Genomic DNA, 16,123 nt, shown 5'->3' with positions numbered 1-16,123 from the left:
AGCAGGATTCTCATAATGCTCACTCAACCTTCAACTGCGCGCTCCACGTTGCAGGTGTCCCCAGTTCAGAATCTACCAATTGGTTTGCGTATCGGTCGCGCTCCCCCGCTGCGCCCGCAGAGCGGTCTGTGATGGAAAACAGGAAGATACCGATGAATGCTATCGACATGGAAAATAGAGCCGGGTACTCGTATGGGAACCAGGCTTGCGGATGGTGCAGTATCTTGACCCAAACGGTAGGGCTGAGAATGCACAAGGTGATTGCAGATACCAGTCCCAAGGAACCGCCCACCACTGCGCCGCGTGTTGTCAGGCCTTTCCAGTAAATGGACAGCAGCAGCACTGGAAAATTGGAGCTGGCAGCGATGGAGAACGTTAAGCTCACGATAAAAGCGATGTTCTGTTTTTCAAACGCGATGGCCAGAAGAATCGACAAAACGCCCAGCACAATAGTGGTCACACGTGACACCAGCATCTCTTCACGATCATTCGCCGCGCCGCGACGCAAGGCATGTGCATAGAGATCATGTGAAACAGCAGATGAGCCGGCAAGGGTCAGCCCCGCCACGACCGCTAATATCGTCGAAAACGATACCGCGCACATGAAGCCAAGAAACACCTCGCCGCCGACATGGTGTGCCAGATGAATCGCAACCATATTCACGCCGCCCAATATTCCGCCTGACTGATCGTGATAGTCGGGGTTGCCTGCAACCAATGCGATGGTGCCAAAACCAATGATCACAATTAGCGCATAGCCGATGCCGACTAAACCCGTCGCATAAAGAATGCTTTGGCGTGCTGCCTTCACGTTGCCTACGGTAAAGAAACGCATAAGGATATGCGGAAGGCCTGCCGTACCAAACACAAGTGCCAAGCCCAGTGAGATCGCGGACACAGGATCACTTATCAACCCACCGGGGCTCATGATTGCCACATGAGAGGGATGGACACGGATTGCTTGAGTAAACAGCTGATTCAAACTAAAGCCGAATTCGGCCAAGACCATGACCGCCATGAAAACGCAGCCGGTCAGCAGCAATACTGCTTTGATAATCTGAATCCAGGTAGTGGCCAACATCCCGCCAAAAAAAACGTAGATCACCATGAGCGTGCCTACAAGCAGCACGGCTGCCGTGTAATCAAAGCCGAACAACAGCTCCACCAGCTTCCCGGCGCCTACCAACTGAGACACCAGGTACAGAAGAACAATGACGATCGAGCTGGATGCCGAAAAAGCGCGTATAGGCCGTTGCTTCAACCGATAACTCAGCACATCCGCGAGCGTATAACGGCCCAAATTGCGCAAGGGCTCTGCAATCAAAAACAGGATGATTGGCCAGCTTGCAAGAAACCCAATTGAATAAACCAACCCATCAAAGCCGTTGGTAAACACCAGTGCTGATATACCAAGCAGCGAGGCGGCGGACATATAGTCCCCGGCGATGGCCCAACCATTCTGGAACCCGGTGATTTTTCCACCGGCAGCATAGTGATCTGCGACGCTGTTGTTTTTGCGTGCAGCCCATCGCGTAATAAATAGCGTGAATATAACGAACGCTAAAAACATACCAATGGCTAAATAACTATGTTGTTGTGCGGCGATGGAGGGCTCGGCTGCCTGTGCCACCACTGAAGTAACAACGGCTGTGGCTCCAATGAGTAGACGCTTCATGTGTGAAAGATCCTGATGATTTTTTTTATTTTCGGGTCATAACAGGTCGTAGTGCGCCATACATAGATGGCCACCAGCAGCGTGGTGAAGGCAAACATTCCAAAGCCGACAGGGATGCCCCAGGTAATGGGCTGCCCTTCAATAATCGGAGTGCCCAAACGTTCGGGCATAAAGGCCAGGGAAAGGATGAATCCAAAATAGACCGTCAACATGAGAAGGCTCATGCTCCACGAAAATCTGCGACGCTGTTTGACCAGCCCACGAAAGTCGGGGCTGTCGAGTATCGGACTCCTGATGGCGTTTTCCAACTGATTGGCAGACACGGCCGGGTCACCGTCTTGCGGATATAGAGCTTGCATAGGAATCTCCTGCAGAAGGGCTTACGACCGAATTAAAAGCTCACAGGCACGGCAGTTTCACGCATGACGGCTTCCGGAGTCCTATGCAACTCAGCCATTTCGCGCTCTTCTTCATTTTTCAGTTGCGCTTGCATATAGGCCCCCAAGTGCCGCGCATGCTGAACAATCGACGTCCCGAATTGGCAGCGCTGTTCGCTGAAGTCTGCCAATGCGAGCTCAACAGATGCATGACGCTCCAGTGCTTCCACAATGGCCAAAGCATCGCCGGCAGCCTTGGTAACACCCATGCCGCAGTGAGGACGCACTACAAACGCGGCGTCACCGATTAAAGCAATACGGCCGAAGTTCATCTTCGGAACTTCAAGATCGTAAATCGGCTGAAACAGCGGTTGAGACGCCTTTCTTACGACTTCGGCAAACTGGGGAGCCAGCAAGGTATCGGCTGCCTTGTACATAGCATCAAGCACGTCACCGCGTATCAGCCCGGGAGGAATTCCGCCTTCAAATTGTTTACCGCTTTCATCCCTCAATAAGTCGCGCAAGGCATCGTCGTCGCACGCGCGATACCACACAAAGTTGTAGCGACGCTGGCCTGCAGCCGTACTATTGGAATGCCCGGCTACGGGGTAGCCCAGAATTTGCTCTTGAGGCGGCAAACAAAATGCAAACTTGTCGAAAAGCGCCGTGTGAGTGGCGTCGCAGAGCGCACTTTCATCAACCAGTCCGCGCCAGGCAACATACCCGGCATATTGCAGGTGCACGTCTGGTAAAAAATGCTGGCGAATGGTCGAGCGAAATCCATCCGCGGCGATAATGAGATCGGCCTGGTGGGTTGTCCCGTCGGCCAACGTGACACTGGCGTGCGTCGGAGTACTTTCGACCGAGATGACATTGCCACCGCAGCGGTACTGAGGATCTGGAAAAGCCGCGCGAAGCACCTGGTACATCTTCCCCCACGCGGTCAAAGTCTGCGGGTGTGCCGTCTCAAGTACGACGCTACCGCCCTGCGCCAGGGTAACGCGTGAATGCACATCGATACCGATGGAAGTGTCGAGAGGAATACCCGCCACTGCCATCGCCTCGTACAACTCAGGGTGCGTCACGATGCCGGCGCCACGTCCGGCAAGCTCATCCGGCACGCGCTCGAAGACCTCTACATCCCAACCTTTGCGCAATAGCATATTCGCTGCAAACAGCCCTCCCAGAGAACCACCCACAACAATAGCCCGGCGCTTGTTCGAAGAATGAGTCATGACCGCTCTCCTCCCATGGCCGCCACATGGTCTGCATAAGAACCGACCGCTTGAATTTCCGATGCCGGAAAATTGAGCTCGATGGTCACGCCTGAAGGGTCTTCGATAAACACCTGATGAAGGCCAAGACTGGGAACGGTGCGGTCACGCCAAGCAACCCCTTCGGCTTTGAAAACGCTCCAGAAATCGACCAGGCCGGTGACCAGAAACGCAATATGGTCGACGGTACCGGTGCCGGTCTGCAGGATTTCTTTATCACCCAGGTATTGCTTGAGGCCTTCGGGGTTATTCGGATCAATCCCGATAATGTGAACCGTGCCGTAATCCTTCTCGTCGCCGCCCATGTACAGCCAGACGCCGGGAAAATCGAACGGCGGCCGGTAGCCGGGAGTAAACCCAAGCACTTTTTCATAAAATCGGCTCGATTTTTCCAGATCGAACGAGCGTATTGAATAGTGAGCGAGCTTCAAGACTTGCATGATGCCTCCAACGTTTTGTGTTTATTTATCACCTGATAAACAATAGAGCTTCACGAATTTGAAGTAAATAGGTTGGGGGGCATATTTTTGTGCGCGCAATGCTGCGTGCCGCCGATTCGGAAGGCTTATCAGGCGGGTATCAGGGAGTTTTCTTAGCGCGAAAGCGGGGGGCGCGCCATCCATCACCCTTTGCGCAAATCGCCAAGGAAAGTAATGACAGCCAGTAATGCAGACGTCTAAAAGCAGTGTTCAACGCCGCACAGGGGCGGCATCGCTGTTCAACTCAAGAGTGGATGTCGAGCGCGTCGCTATCCAGTTGTTGCAGGGTGTGAGGGCTGCCGTTGAGGAACGCGTCGACCATTTGCTTGATCAGCACGTCTATGTCCTCAGTCACGGGAAGATCGTAGATCCACTTTCGAACGCCCACGTAAAAAATACTGGCGTGCAAACTCCAGATCAGTTCGAGTTCGCTTTCACTGATCGTCGCACTCGCTGACGGCGCCAGACCATGCGCGTGGCGAATTTCCGCGATAACGGGAATGAAGACCCGCTCGCGCAATTTGGCCAGATAGCGATCATTGATACCTTCGCGAGTCAAACCGGCAAACACGAAGATACGAATCCATTCTCGTCGCAGGATCACCTGGGCATAAGCGGTATAGAAACGCACCAAGCGAGACTGAAGACCTTCCGAGCGGTCTTTTATGATGGACTCCCAAGCGTCATCCCACTGATAGACCTCATCGTATACGCGGTCAATCAGTGCTTCTTTGCTGGGGAAGTATCGGTAGAGCAGCGGTTGGGTGACGTCAAGTTGGCGCGCCAGTTCGCGCGTACTGCCCGAAAATCCGCACGTCGCAAAATGCTCTATCGCCTTCTGCACGATTTGCTGTTCTCTGACTTCGGGCGACAAACGCCGTGCGGTCGATTTGACCACAGCGGCTGTCTGCGCCACCTTGCCGGAGGCCTTGTTGTTGACCTTTTTTGAGTCTTGCATAACGCCTCGCTCGAGCTGATTGAGGCATCATACAAAACAAAAGAATGCACTGGCTATGAATGGCCAGGCTCTCTACCGATGGGGTTCAACGTTCACGCGCCAGTTCAGGCATGATCTGCCAGAGCGGGGTAATCGGTGTAACCCGTCGCATCGCCACCAAAGAACGTGGCGCCATCAGCCGGATTCAACTGCTGGTTTGCCTTGAAACGCGCTGGGAGATCGGGGTTGGCGAGGAAGTTACGCCCGAATGCAATGATGTCCCCTCGCCCACTTTCGAGTGCAGCCTCGGCAGTCTTTTGATCGTACCCACCGGCGAGCATCAGCACACCGCTGTAACTCTCACGAAGCTGCTTGATGATCGTGTCCCAGCGCGGATCGAAGTTTTCATCTCGCTCGATGCCCACAATGACCGGTTCGACCAGGTGCAGATAGGCCAGATTCATCGTGTTGAGCTGCGTCACCACATAACCGAATGTCGCTTCTGGTGTCGCATCTCCCATGCCCATGAAACGCCCCATGGGCGTCAGGCGTACCGCGACACGGTGAGCCCCCACTTCCTCAATCACTGCCTGAGTGACTTCGAGCAAAAGTCGAGCACGATTCTCAATACTCCCTCCGTAAATATCATCACGCTTATTGCTGTTGGAATCGATGAACTGGTCTAGCAGATACCCATTGCCAGAATGGATTTCTACGCCATCCATACCCGCCAGTACAGCATTACGCGCGGCAACACGGTAGTCCTGAATAATTGACTGGATACCCTCGATTGTCAGGGCCTGTGGTACTGGAACGTCACCCCAGACGCCATTGCCTTCTTCATCAATAATGAATGTCTTGCCGCCCTCTACACTCAAAGCACTCGGCCCGACCGGCAATCCACCGTTGGGTTGAAAACTGGGATGGGAGATACGACCCACGTGCCAAAGCTGCAAGAATATCGTACCGCCTTCGGCATGAACGGCATCGCTGACGGCCTTCCATCCAGCAACTTGCTCGGGCGTGTAGATACCTGGAGTCCAGGCGTAACCTTGACCCTGCTGTGAAATTTGAGAAGCCTCTGTGATGATTAGCGCGGCGCTTGCACGTTGACGGTAATACTCGACATTCAACTGCGTCGGCACGTTACCTGGTTGACCGGCACGCGAGCGCGTCAGAGGAGCCATCGCGATACGATGCTTGAGAGTGTGAGTGCCAATTGTAATGGGGTCGAAAAGTTTCATAGGCGTTCCTGTAGATAAGCGGGCTACGCCGCGCATGAATAGGTTTCAGGCGTGCAAGGTAGCGGCGCTGTCTCAACAGGAGAATCGGTGCGATCTGCAACACAATCTTGCGCAATGCGCAAAGCACCCTGCGGATCTCGACATGCGCGGTCAGAGAAGAATTTCTGATCGATTAAATGCCTCCTATCAACTGCACCAACAGACGCGCTGATACCGTTTAAGGAGTGTTATGGACAAGCTGCTGGCCCTGAAGATGTTCGTGCAGACCGTCGACTCCAAGGGCTTTTCATCTGCGGCCAGACAATTGGGCCTGGCAACCTCTTCGGTAACGCGAATGATCGATGGGCTGGAAGCCGAACTAGGCGCTGTATTGCTCAATCGCTCAACCCGTCAAGTCACCTTGTCTGACGCGGGCTCCGCATATTATTTGAAGGCTCGGGAAATTCTGAGTGCCATGGCTGACGCTGATGCGTCGGTCACGGATCGGGGTGATGCACCTACCGGGCAATTACGTATTTCAGTGCCTGTCGCGTTTGGACGACGATTGATCAGCCCTCATATCGGTGCATTTCTACAGCGCTATCCAGACCTTGAATTAGATATGACCTTGTCGGATGACATCGTCGATTTGCTCGGTGAGCGTATCGATCTTTCTATCAGACTGGGAACAGCAGCAACCATGGACGGAGTGGTCAGCCGCGCCATAGGTACGTTTCGCCGAAAAGTAGTCGCCAGCCCCGAATACCTGGACGTACGCGGCTTTCCAAAGCAGCCAACCGACCTGTTGCAACATGACTGTATGCGCTTCAGCTATGGCCCTCAGCAGCAGGTCTGGACCTTTCAGGAAGACAGTGGGGAGGTCCGCGTATCGGTTGATGGCCGGTTCAAAAGTAACAATGCCGAAGTCTTGCGCGAAGTCGCACTGGCAGGCGGTGGCGTGGCACTGTTGCCTGACTGGCTCGTCAGCGAAGATATCGAAAGCGGAAGGCTGACGTCCTTGTTTGAATCTTTTGTGGTCAACCCCAATAGCGCGAGCTCGGCCATCTCAGCGCTCTATCTGCCCAATTATCGAGGCTCTAGAAGAGTCAATGCGTTCATCGAATTTCTAAGCGAATTGCTTTGATCAGATGACGTGGCAAAGCGCGCCATTCCACTCGGGATGCCTTTAGTAAAGCCAAAATGATCGAAACCCTGTAATCGAGCCGGCACTCCCGAATGTACGTCTATGATTCAATCAAATACTCATCCGCTTTATTTATCGATCGAACATTAACGTTGCATTTGCTCCATCACTGAGAATACGATTCCATTTTCTGCGCCGGGGTGTCTGCAATGAAATTCCTTTTCAAAAATGAGTCTTTTTCTTTCGAAACCCTCAGAACCGCCGGTTTTGCTGGCTACAGCGGTGCTGATTTGGGCGAAGTACTTATGACAGCTAAAGCCATTCCAGAAGGAAACGAAGAAGCATGGCTACGGGAGTGGGAAGCCACCGCGGACCGTGTTGCGAGATTGGCAGAGCATTCTCTGGCGCGTGGCCACCGAGTCAGCGCCCGTGAAGCTTTTTTCAGAGCGGCTAATTACTACAGGACGGCCGAGTTTTTCAAACGCGCCAACCCTGAAACGGATAAAGACGTTGCGCGAATCAGTAACGCCTCGCGTGAGGCATTCATTTCGGCAGCACAGCTTCTGGATACCCCCTTCGAAATAGTATCCATCCCTTATGAGGGAACGACCCTTCCGGGGTACCTTTTCCTGGCTGATCATTCGGGCAGTCCCAAACCCACAATCATCTATAACAACGGCTTTGACTCCACTCAGGAAGAGTCCTATTACGCAATCGCCGCAGCGGCGCTGTTACGTGGGTATAACGTGTTGGCGTTTGACGGCCCAGGCCAGGGATCGGTTATTCGCGATCAGCGAATTCCCTTTCGGCACGACTGGGAGGCGGTGATTACGACTGTCATCGATTTTGCATTGACGCGTGCGGAAGTGCTCGCCGACAAGATCGCATTGTTCGGATACAGCCTTGGCGGCTACCTGGTCGCGCGTGCTGCAGCGTATGAGCATCGCGTCGCTGCAATCATCCTGGATGACGGGCTTTATGATTTTAATTTTGCGTTTAGAAACGCACTCCCTTCTTTCCTGACCACATGGATCTCGAACAAGCAGGACAGCCTCGCGGAACCGTTGCTGAACCTGGCCAGACGCCTGAACACGGGCAAGCGATGGGCACTTGATAACGGCAAATGGACGTTTGGCGTTACCTCCGGCGCCGAGTTTATCCGCATGACCAGACAGTACACGCTGAAAGACTGCGCTCACTTGATCAAGGCTGCCACCTTGGTATTGGACGCCGAAAACGATCAGTTTTTAAAAGGGCAACCCGAGCAGGTGTATGCGGTATTAACCTGCCCAAAACATCTGGCTCTACTGCTGACCTCCGAAGGTGCCGGGGAGCATTGCCATATGGGGGCGATGAGTCGCGTTCATCAGACTATTTTTGATTGGCTCGACGAAACATTTGCATGAGGGTTGAACGCGCAAAGAGTGATGAATGATTGATGAGTAAAGCACCCACCACAGCACTGAACCCTGTCATCTGGCTGCTTGCATTGGGCACCTTCGCCATAGGAACAGACGTCTTTGTAGTCTCCGGCGTATTGTCACTCATGGCACAAGACCTGAGCACCAGCCTCGAGTCAGCGGGCCTTACAGTCACCGCATACGCCCTCACTTACGCCTTGGCCGCGCCATTGATAGTGCCAATGACTGCAACACTGAACCAACGGCGTGTGTGTATCTCAGCACTGGCCATGTTCGCTGTCGGCAATTTCCTTTGTGCCCTGGCTCAATCCTATGAACTGCTGATGGTCGCCCGTGCCATTGCAGGCATCGCAGCAGCGCTGTACACCTCAACCGCCTATGCCCTGGCCACCGCTCTTGCGCCAGCCAATCGCAAGGGTGCGGCCCTGTCCGCCGTTGCATTGGGATTGACTGCGGCCGCGGTTTTTGGCGTTCCAATCGGCGCGGCCATTGGCCACGCGATTGGCTGGAGAGCTACATTCTGGCTCGTGGCGACCCTCTCGGGGGGGGCTGTATTTGCACTTTCATGTCGTACGTTTGCAAACCAATCACACCTGAATACGAGTCGGCTGACTTACGCAGCACGATTTGCGCCCCTTATACGGCCAACGGTTCTGCTGGCCTTGCTGCCCAGCTTGCTTTGGAACACCGCAAACCTGACTAGCTACACGTATTTGGGCGCCATGCTTGCAGAGCGTCATGATCCTCAGACAGTGATTTTTTTGTTCTTCGTATACGGTGTCGGAGGGCTGATCGGTAGCCAGTTGGGCGGTCGTCTTCTCGACCGTTTTGGCGTAACAACACCTCTCGCATTTTGCTTGGCTATCGCAGCCATCAATCAAGCCATGATGCAGATAAGTGCGACTTCTACGTTAACTACCGCATGTGCATTAGCCATATGGTCGATCACCGGTTGGGCGACCTTCGCTCCTCAACAGGCACGCTTGATCAACCTGGCGCCGCAAAATAGCGCCCTTCTAATTGCACTGAATCATTCCGTCATTTACATCGGCTTTGCGACTGGAGCAGCCATCGGCGGTGCCGCTATCGCGCGTGGAATTGATGTTTCACAACTGCACTGGATCACTAGCGTACTTCTGCTGGCTGCGTTGCTGATATTTTTGCTCGGAATAAAGCGGGAAATAGCTGAACCAAGGTTGTTGAGTGGAAGGAGCAGAAGCTGATTAAAATTAAGAAAATCGGGAGAGAGAGGATGGCTCTGCAAAACAGTTATCTAGCTTCTCTTAGCTACGGGCCTAGAAAATCAGGTGTGGGCTCATTGTAGTGGTCTAATGAAACCGGACACCCATTTAGGCGAGAATGCTCGCCATAGAGAGGTGTCCGATGACCAAGCAACGTCGTTCCTTTACGCCCGAGTTCAAGCGCGAAGCTGCAAGTCTGGTGCTCGACCAGGGCTACAGCCATATCGAAGCTGCCCCTCCGCCTGCATCAAGCGCCCGACTCGATTTCGCCCGCATGCCTTTCCCAGTTCACGTAGGTCATCGTGAATTTTGCGGTAGCCGTATACACCTCCGCTTTCTAGCCAAGCGTGTTTGATCAAGCCAAGCAGACGTTGATCTTCTTTTGCTCGGGTAGTTTGGCCGACGCTCTGGAAAGTCAAGTAATGCGATGCCCTACCTCACGCCTTCGGCTAATCACCTGGCTAGCTGAATGCATCAAAAGTGCTCCGGAGATCGCACAGGCCGAGCGGAATCTACCCAGCCTGCCCGAAACGTTGATATCGGCATACGCAACGTGGATTCACCAAAGTGGCGAGAGCTAGTCAGGCACAACGATCGCCTGGTGCCGAGCCACAGGCCGCTTTGTCTCGCTATCTAACCCGCAAGAGCCTCCCGGATTAGATTAACCAATTAGCCGCATCCGGCATCGACTTTGGAATGGTTCAACTCCATTACATCCACCTCCTCACGCTGAGCCGGTGATCGATCAGTAACGATTGGCCTGAGCTATCTGTGCAGTAGAGGCATCAATTGTCGTGATATCATTTCGCCACAGCATAACTAAGCCCTGCTAATAGATAGCGGCGTCTCCAAAACACTCTATTGCCCGAATGATACCCAATTCAATGAAGACAAAAAAGGCATCTCCGACGGAACCCGTCACAGTTTGTTTCTACCATGACCCTTATCCCAACTTTAACAAAAACTCACACGATATCGTCATCACACCTAAGCTGAGCAATCGAAAAGACACAAAGTTTGGAATGGGGTGCGCAATCTACTTCAGGACATATGACGGCGCATACGAGAGTTTCAATGGGCACTGCGCCATCCAAGGAAACAACAACCTGAATGAGTTTTTCAACAGCGTATTACAAAGTCATGAGCCTATTGATGCCCGCTCGCTCAAAGTACCGTTCAGAACTTTACTTTCCGACAGCAAATCTTACAATCTTCTGCACAACATCTTCGGAGCCAAGCGGGCACGAGAGCTATTAACAGCCGCTCAAGACATCGCTGTGGCGACTGGGTTCCATGTATCCTGGCGCGGTTTCACCTCTTCTTCCGAATTTTCTTTGGGCTTTATCAGATCAAGCGAAGCTTATTTCGCCTTCCGTCGGGCAAAGAGAATTATCCAAGGATTGAGCATCAAAGTAGCGGATGCCCGCCAGACCTTCAGCGCCGCTTTAATAGGAAAAGGGCCGAACGTTACGTTCAACTTTCTATTCGACAAGTCAAACTTCTTCAGAGGACGAATTTCAGTCATAATCGGCCAAAACGGATCAGGTAAAACTGCATCGCTTGCAAAGCTGGCGCGCGGCTTGGCGGATACAAAAAATAAGAGCGTAGAGATCACCAATCGCCCAGATCTTAATCAGGTTCTGGCCTTCATTCACACCTCATCACGCCGCCAGTTTACACCTGCTTCAGAAGCAGGCATGGGTAGAGCCCGGATATTCACGTTTAACCCCGCTACGCCCAAAAAATATGACTCAGTGCCTATGACACAACTGCTGGTCGATGTCGCCCGCAGTCTTGGCCCCATGTATAAATCATTGGACATTTTTCGAGAAGTCCTCGCCGCTGAATTCCCAAATCTTCAGCTATACATTCCGATCGACCACCCGAACAATAACGAGCCCAACTCTAACAAACGAGACGGTCACGCCAATTTTGAAGATTGGATGAGGGGTGGAGAATTCAGCCAGCTGAAACAGATCGCACAGATTGATCACTCCCGTCCAATTAAGTTTGTCGACGAGCGAGGCAGCGAACGACCCCTGAGTTTGGGACAGCAGTCATTCATTAATTTTTGCCTGATAGCGCTTGCAAACGCTGGCCCTTCTTCCGCGTTTATCATTGATGAGCCTGAAAACTTCTTGCATCCGAACCTTATTTCAAGGTTCATGCGAACGCTCAATAAAATCCTAGAAGCAACACAGTCCATAGCAATTATAGCGACCCATTCACCATTCGTAGTTCGCGAAGTCCAAAGCGCTCAGGTGCATGTCATGTGGGAGTCAGAGGGGTTAATAAAGGTGAGCCACCCTCGCCTCCAAACCCTGGGGGCAAACGTTGCGTCCATTTCTAATGAAGTGTTTGGCGACGATCTTCCCATGCACCTTTATGAGGAGCTCGTCGTTCATGCCAAAAATCAGAGCAGCACATTTACCGAGGCCTTGCAAAAGTATTCGGGTGAGCTAAGTACTGAAGCGTTGATGCTGCTTCATAAAAAAATGGATAGCGAAAATGCGTAAGATCCCGCTACCCGTCGTAGATGACATTGAAAACTTGCAGCTTCTTGAAGCTTCAAAATCCGATAATGCGCAAGCCATCGTGGCGCACATGCCAGCTATGAGAGAGCGGTTTGCGGAATACGATCGAGGCTGTGGTAATCCGTGGCTGGTTGATGTTGATCAGCAATTTGAGGATAAGAAAGCCCATTTGCAACATCTCTACACAAGCCCACCCTTGGCGTTGGGTTTTATAGAGCAATTAAGATATTCGCTGGCGGGCGCCTGTCCGGTGTGCGGAGGGCGAGGTGTTGGCACCCTCGATCATTACCTGCCAAAAAGCTTTTATGCGGAGTTTTCTTTCTACTCAAAGAATCTGGTGCCTGCTTGCTTCAACTGCAACACGAAGAGAGGCAACCTCACCAAAGGTGCGCTTGACGGCGAACGCCCTATTCACCCTTATTTCGATGCCTTTGCAGAGCGCAGAATCATGCTCATCGTGATCTCACCTCCTTGGAAGGCACCAGAGGTCAATGCTATCCCTTATGATGTCACGGGCGCTGAGCTGGTAACTGCAAAGTGGCACATCGACAACATTATCGTGCCAGCAGGTTTTCACAGAGAAATCCGCGACCTATGGGGTTCAATACTTCTCGACCCTTACGCTTATTTTGATGACCCGACCGACATCAATGCTGTGATCAGGGTCCTGCAGCGCTGGCAGAGGGTTGAGGAGGCATCCGACCGCTCCCTCAACGGATGGCGATCCTGTTTCATACTCGGTCTGAGCATGAATTTGGAAGCCCTGCAATACATAGCAGCACTTCCTCCCGCAATTCCCCGTCCTTGACGTCCGTGACACAGCGGGAGCATCTCCCGCTGCGATGATTTGCGAACGTCCAACACCAGCTTATCTGCCCCAGGGTTTTCAGCAAGCCTATTTTCTGCCCTTGCGAGCTCCCGGATAGGGTCACGAAAAAGCCCTAAAAATGACAGGCTGACCGGCTTCATTTAAGTCGTCGCTGCGACGGGTTCAACAGACGCCACTTGAAAAACAAACCTAACGGAAACCAAAGAAATCAGCCACTTTCCGTGATTCACATCACAATTCTGTATGATTTCCGAATGTCAACCCTATAAAACAAAAAATAAAACGGAGTTGTTATATTTGAGGGACAAAGAAAAAGCGGGATCTCCTTACCATCCATTTTCTCAGATTTTTTCTCCTATCTGTGCCACACGCTTTTCGTAAGCATCCGGCAAACTCACCTTCCGAACTCCAGCATTAAGGGCTTAGCCTCTGGACTGGGACCGTCACAGGCCGGGCGACGGGGCTAAGGATGGCGGGGAAAACTAGGTCCGTGAACATTCATCGATGAACAGTCGCGCTAATTTCGAGATCACTGATTCAGTAAAATCGGGCCCGTGAACTGCTTATGAACATCTGACATCGCCCATAAGTTAAAAAGGCCCCCGCACCTTCACCAGGTGCGGGGGGCTTTTTTATCCTGGTGGCGTCCAGCCCCCTAGACTGGCATACCGACACTCCCTATTCTGGTTTCAAAGTCCCTTACATACGTTCGCAAAAGGTCGTTCCATGCCTCCCAATACCGCAAACCCCGGCGGTCCTCAGTATGGCTCAGGTCGTCGCGACGATTCCTCCAGCGGTATTACGCTGCCTACAGATTTCTTGAGAGCTGCGTGGAACAGCGAACTGGCCCGTATTGGCCAAGACCTCACCCTTCCGAAGATTCCCCACCGCGCTGAGCGGGCGCGAGGGTTTGCGTGGGGCCTGCGAGCTGCCGACCTGATCAACGAAGACATGCATAAAGCGATGGAAGAAGCGATCGCCGCTGCCGAAAAGGCTGCCTACGTGCATCTAGAACAAGGTCAGCAGGAGAGCAAGTGACCGCAAGTTTGCGCACTCGGCTGATCGCTATCGTTGCTTCAAAAAGAAAGAGCAGTGACGAGACATGATGCAGAGGTTACAAACGCCGCAGCCACGGACACGCCCGCTATTCGGAGGCTAGAAGTTTTCTAACCTCGGTGATGATCACATCGATATCGAATGGTTTTGGCAATACAACATCAAATAAATCTGATCGTTGCATACCGATATGTGCCTGGGCTCCGCTCATCAAAATAATCGGCAAATGATTGGTGGAAGGAAGTGCGCGGACGGCTGTGGCGAATTCTAAGCCGTCCATGACTGGCATCATAAAGTCGGTGATAATCAAGGCTGGTCTTTCTCTTTCCAGCACATCCAGTCCTTTTCGACCATTGCTGGCCGTTACCACCATGAATCCTTCATCCTCCAGCGCGAAGCTGAGAATGTCAGCGATCAAATACTCGTCGTCGACGACCAGGATGGTGGTCATTTTAGTTTAACCCACTCAAAAGCTTAAGAATTTGAACCAGGAGATGACTCAGTGGGGACTGATGGTTCATGTCTTGAAGCCTTTTTCAGTAAAAGATCTTGGGCATGGATGACGACCTCAAAGCGCGAGGGGTCGTAAGCGCTATCACGTACTTTAAGAATCGAAAGCGTCCTGCTTAGTTCAGAGTGATTCTCTGAGAACCGCATTAGCATGAGGTTGTCGACGATGCTTGATAGGTCGGAGTTTGGCGCGCTGACCTCGGAGCCAAATAGATCGCGCATTTCCCAAGATGCAAATACCGTGACCCCCCGGGATCGCAGTTCGTTCATCAGCGCACTGAAAAAGTCGGTAATCCTCGCTGGATTCGTCGAAATCCGTGTCATACCGCTAAGGCTATCGAGAAACAGGCGTTTGATACCCTTTTCTTCAACGATACTCAGTAATCGTGCGCCCAGACCATCCAATAGACCTTCAGTAGTGGGTTGCCAGGCGATGCTTAGGGCACCGCTGTCCTCCATACCTTTGATGTCGATTCCTAGAGATTGGCCCTTGAGTCGCAGCCGTTGTGGGCTTTCGTAGAAGCCAAAATGCAACCCTGGAGCTTCCTTCGTCGACTCGGCCAAAAATTTCAGACCCAGAGTCGTTTTACCAATTCCGGATGGGCCTATCACCAAAGACACGCTGGAACTATAAAGGCCTCCACCCAATATCGCGTCCAGCGAGCCAACACCACTGCCGATACGCGTCATGTCAGCGCTGTCTGGAGCGGACGGATGGCTGTAAAGGCTTTCCAAACGAGGGTAAACCACCAATCCGTTGTCGGTAATCTCACACTCATGTAGGCCTGTCAGTGCGCCACTGCCCCGAGTTTTGCGCAATTGAATACGACGGACCGAGCGGGAGCCAAACAGCTCTTCGCCCATTTCAATTACGCCGTCAACCATGGTGTGTTCAGGGCTACCGTCGTCCAGGCGTGAGCTGGTGAGAAATAGCACGGTGCAACCCGCAAAAGCGGCGTGCCCTTGTAATTCTGAAATGAATTTCTTGGTATCGATGTGCGAATCGGCCTTTGAGCGCGCATTGAGCAAGCCGTCCACCACCATCACTGTGGCTTTTTGGCGGCTTATCTCACGACGAAGCAGCTTCACCACCTCATCCAGGCCTTCGTTTTCTAAAGTATCAAATGCGCTGACAAACTGAATTTCTGCGCCGACTTTTGAGGAATCGAAAAAGCTCAGCGTTGAAAGAAACTGAAAAAGACGGTCATGTGACTCGGCCAGCAGCGTGGCGACCAGCACACGACCTCCATTATTCGCATGATGGAATCCCAGCTGGTTCGCTAGAATCGTTTTACCGGACCCCGGGCGTCCCTGGATGATGTATGAAGCACCTGCGACCAGCCCTCCCTTAAGGAGAGCGTCCAGCCCTTCTATTCCACTTTGGAGGCGTTTGAGCTTTTCCACGATGCGACCCTGATCTGAA

General features: G+C 52.5%; 14 protein-coding genes and 2 pseudogenes. 7 read left to right on the top strand and 9 right to left on the bottom strand.

The window, feature by feature from the left end; translation table 11 throughout:
• Window positions 1-19 precede the first annotated feature (19 nt).
• The 6 genes from AC07SU_RS10125 to AC07SU_RS10100 form a co-directional block, all read right to left on the bottom strand.
• Complete coding sequence (locus AC07SU_RS10125; RefSeq protein ID WP_494996975.1) at window positions 20-1,675, bottom strand: cation acetate symporter; 1,656 nt, start codon at window positions 1,673-1,675, stop codon at window positions 20-22.
• Window positions 1,672-2,034, bottom strand: coding sequence for a DUF485 domain-containing protein (locus AC07SU_RS10120; protein WP_178903488.1), 363 nt, complete (start codon window positions 2,032-2,034; stop codon window positions 1,672-1,674). The genes AC07SU_RS10125 and AC07SU_RS10120 overlap by 4 nt, the downstream gene beginning before the upstream one ends.
• Window positions 2,035-2,066: 32 nt before the next feature.
• On the bottom strand, window positions 2,067-3,287 hold the full coding sequence (locus AC07SU_RS10115; RefSeq protein ID WP_494996974.1) for an FAD binding domain-containing protein: 1,221 nt from the start codon (window positions 3,285-3,287) through the stop codon (window positions 2,067-2,069).
• Entirely contained in the window at window positions 3,284-3,766 is a 483-nt protein-coding gene (locus tag AC07SU_RS10110; RefSeq protein ID WP_494996973.1) for a VOC family protein, read from the bottom strand. The genes AC07SU_RS10115 and AC07SU_RS10110 overlap by 4 nt, the downstream gene beginning before the upstream one ends.
• 283 nt (window positions 3,767-4,049) lie before the next feature.
• A complete protein-coding gene (locus AC07SU_RS10105) occupies window positions 4,050-4,763 on the bottom strand; it encodes a TetR/AcrR family transcriptional regulator (RefSeq protein ID WP_178903485.1) in 714 nt (237 codons plus the stop codon).
• Between the two features lie 104 nt (window positions 4,764-4,867).
• The gene (locus AC07SU_RS10100) at window positions 4,868-5,986 is read right to left on the bottom strand and encodes an alkene reductase (protein ID WP_494996972.1); all 1,119 of its coding nucleotides are present in this window, start codon (window positions 5,984-5,986) and stop codon (window positions 4,868-4,870) included.
• 229 nt (window positions 5,987-6,215) lie between these two features.
• On the opposite strand from AC07SU_RS10100, the gene AC07SU_RS10095 reads away from it, so the two are divergent.
• The 4 genes and pseudogenes from AC07SU_RS10095 to AC07SU_RS10080 form a co-directional block, all read left to right on the top strand.
• Complete coding sequence (locus tag AC07SU_RS10095) at window positions 6,216-7,109, top strand: LysR family transcriptional regulator (protein ID WP_178911825.1); 894 nt, start codon at window positions 6,216-6,218, stop codon at window positions 7,107-7,109.
• A gap of 209 nt (window positions 7,110-7,318) precedes the next feature.
• The gene (locus AC07SU_RS10090; protein ID WP_494996971.1) at window positions 7,319-8,515 is read left to right on the top strand and encodes an alpha/beta hydrolase family protein; all 1,197 of its coding nucleotides are present in this window, start codon (window positions 7,319-7,321) and stop codon (window positions 8,513-8,515) included.
• A 32-nt stretch (window positions 8,516-8,547) separates the two neighbouring features.
• Window positions 8,548-9,753 (top strand): MFS transporter, encoded by a 1,206-nt coding sequence (locus AC07SU_RS10085; protein WP_178903481.1) that lies wholly within the window; start codon window positions 8,548-8,550, stop codon window positions 9,751-9,753.
• A gap of 160 nt (window positions 9,754-9,913) precedes the next feature.
• A pseudogene (locus AC07SU_RS10080) lies at window positions 9,914-10,006 on the top strand (transposase); the annotation flags it as partial.
• Here the strand turns inward: AC07SU_RS10080 and AC07SU_RS10075 are convergent.
• Window positions 10,002-10,169: pseudogene (locus AC07SU_RS10075) on the bottom strand (IS3 family transposase); the annotation flags it as partial. The pseudogenes AC07SU_RS10080 and AC07SU_RS10075 sit on opposite strands and share 5 nt — an antisense overlap.
• Before the next feature lie 486 nt (window positions 10,170-10,655).
• Between AC07SU_RS10075 and AC07SU_RS10070 the strand changes: the two are divergent.
• The 3 genes from AC07SU_RS10070 (at window position 10,656) to AC07SU_RS10060 (ending at window position 14,172) form a co-directional block, all read left to right on the top strand.
• Window positions 10,656-12,287 carry an AAA family ATPase gene (locus tag AC07SU_RS10070; RefSeq protein ID WP_494996970.1) on the top strand — a complete coding sequence of 544 codons (1,632 nt, stop codon included), beginning with the start codon at window positions 10,656-10,658 and terminating at the stop codon, window positions 12,285-12,287.
• Window positions 12,280-13,113, top strand: coding sequence for an HNH endonuclease (locus AC07SU_RS10065; RefSeq protein WP_494996969.1), 834 nt, complete (start codon window positions 12,280-12,282; stop codon window positions 13,111-13,113). Before AC07SU_RS10070 ends, AC07SU_RS10065 begins: the two co-directional genes overlap by 8 nt.
• Before the next feature lie 747 nt (window positions 13,114-13,860).
• A complete protein-coding gene (locus AC07SU_RS10060) occupies window positions 13,861-14,172 on the top strand; it encodes a hypothetical protein (RefSeq protein ID WP_494996968.1) in 312 nt (103 codons plus the stop codon).
• A gap of 106 nt (window positions 14,173-14,278) precedes the next feature.
• Here the strand turns inward: AC07SU_RS10060 and AC07SU_RS10055 are convergent, their stop codons facing one another.
• The gene (locus AC07SU_RS10055) at window positions 14,279-14,641 is read right to left on the bottom strand and encodes a response regulator (protein WP_494996967.1); all 363 of its coding nucleotides are present in this window, start codon (window positions 14,639-14,641) and stop codon (window positions 14,279-14,281) included.
• 23 nt (window positions 14,642-14,664) lie between these two features.
• Window positions 14,665-16,107: an ATPase domain-containing protein gene (locus AC07SU_RS10050; protein WP_494997000.1), complete on the bottom strand. Its 1,443-nt coding sequence runs from the start codon at window positions 16,105-16,107 to the stop codon at window positions 14,665-14,667.
• Window positions 16,108-16,123: the final 16 nt, after the last annotated feature.

The sequence above is a fragment of the Pseudomonas sp. GW821-FHT05H12 genome (assembly GCF_059419385.1).
Note: the sequence above shows the minus strand (reverse complement) of the source record. Positions and strands in the feature narration are given on the sequence as shown.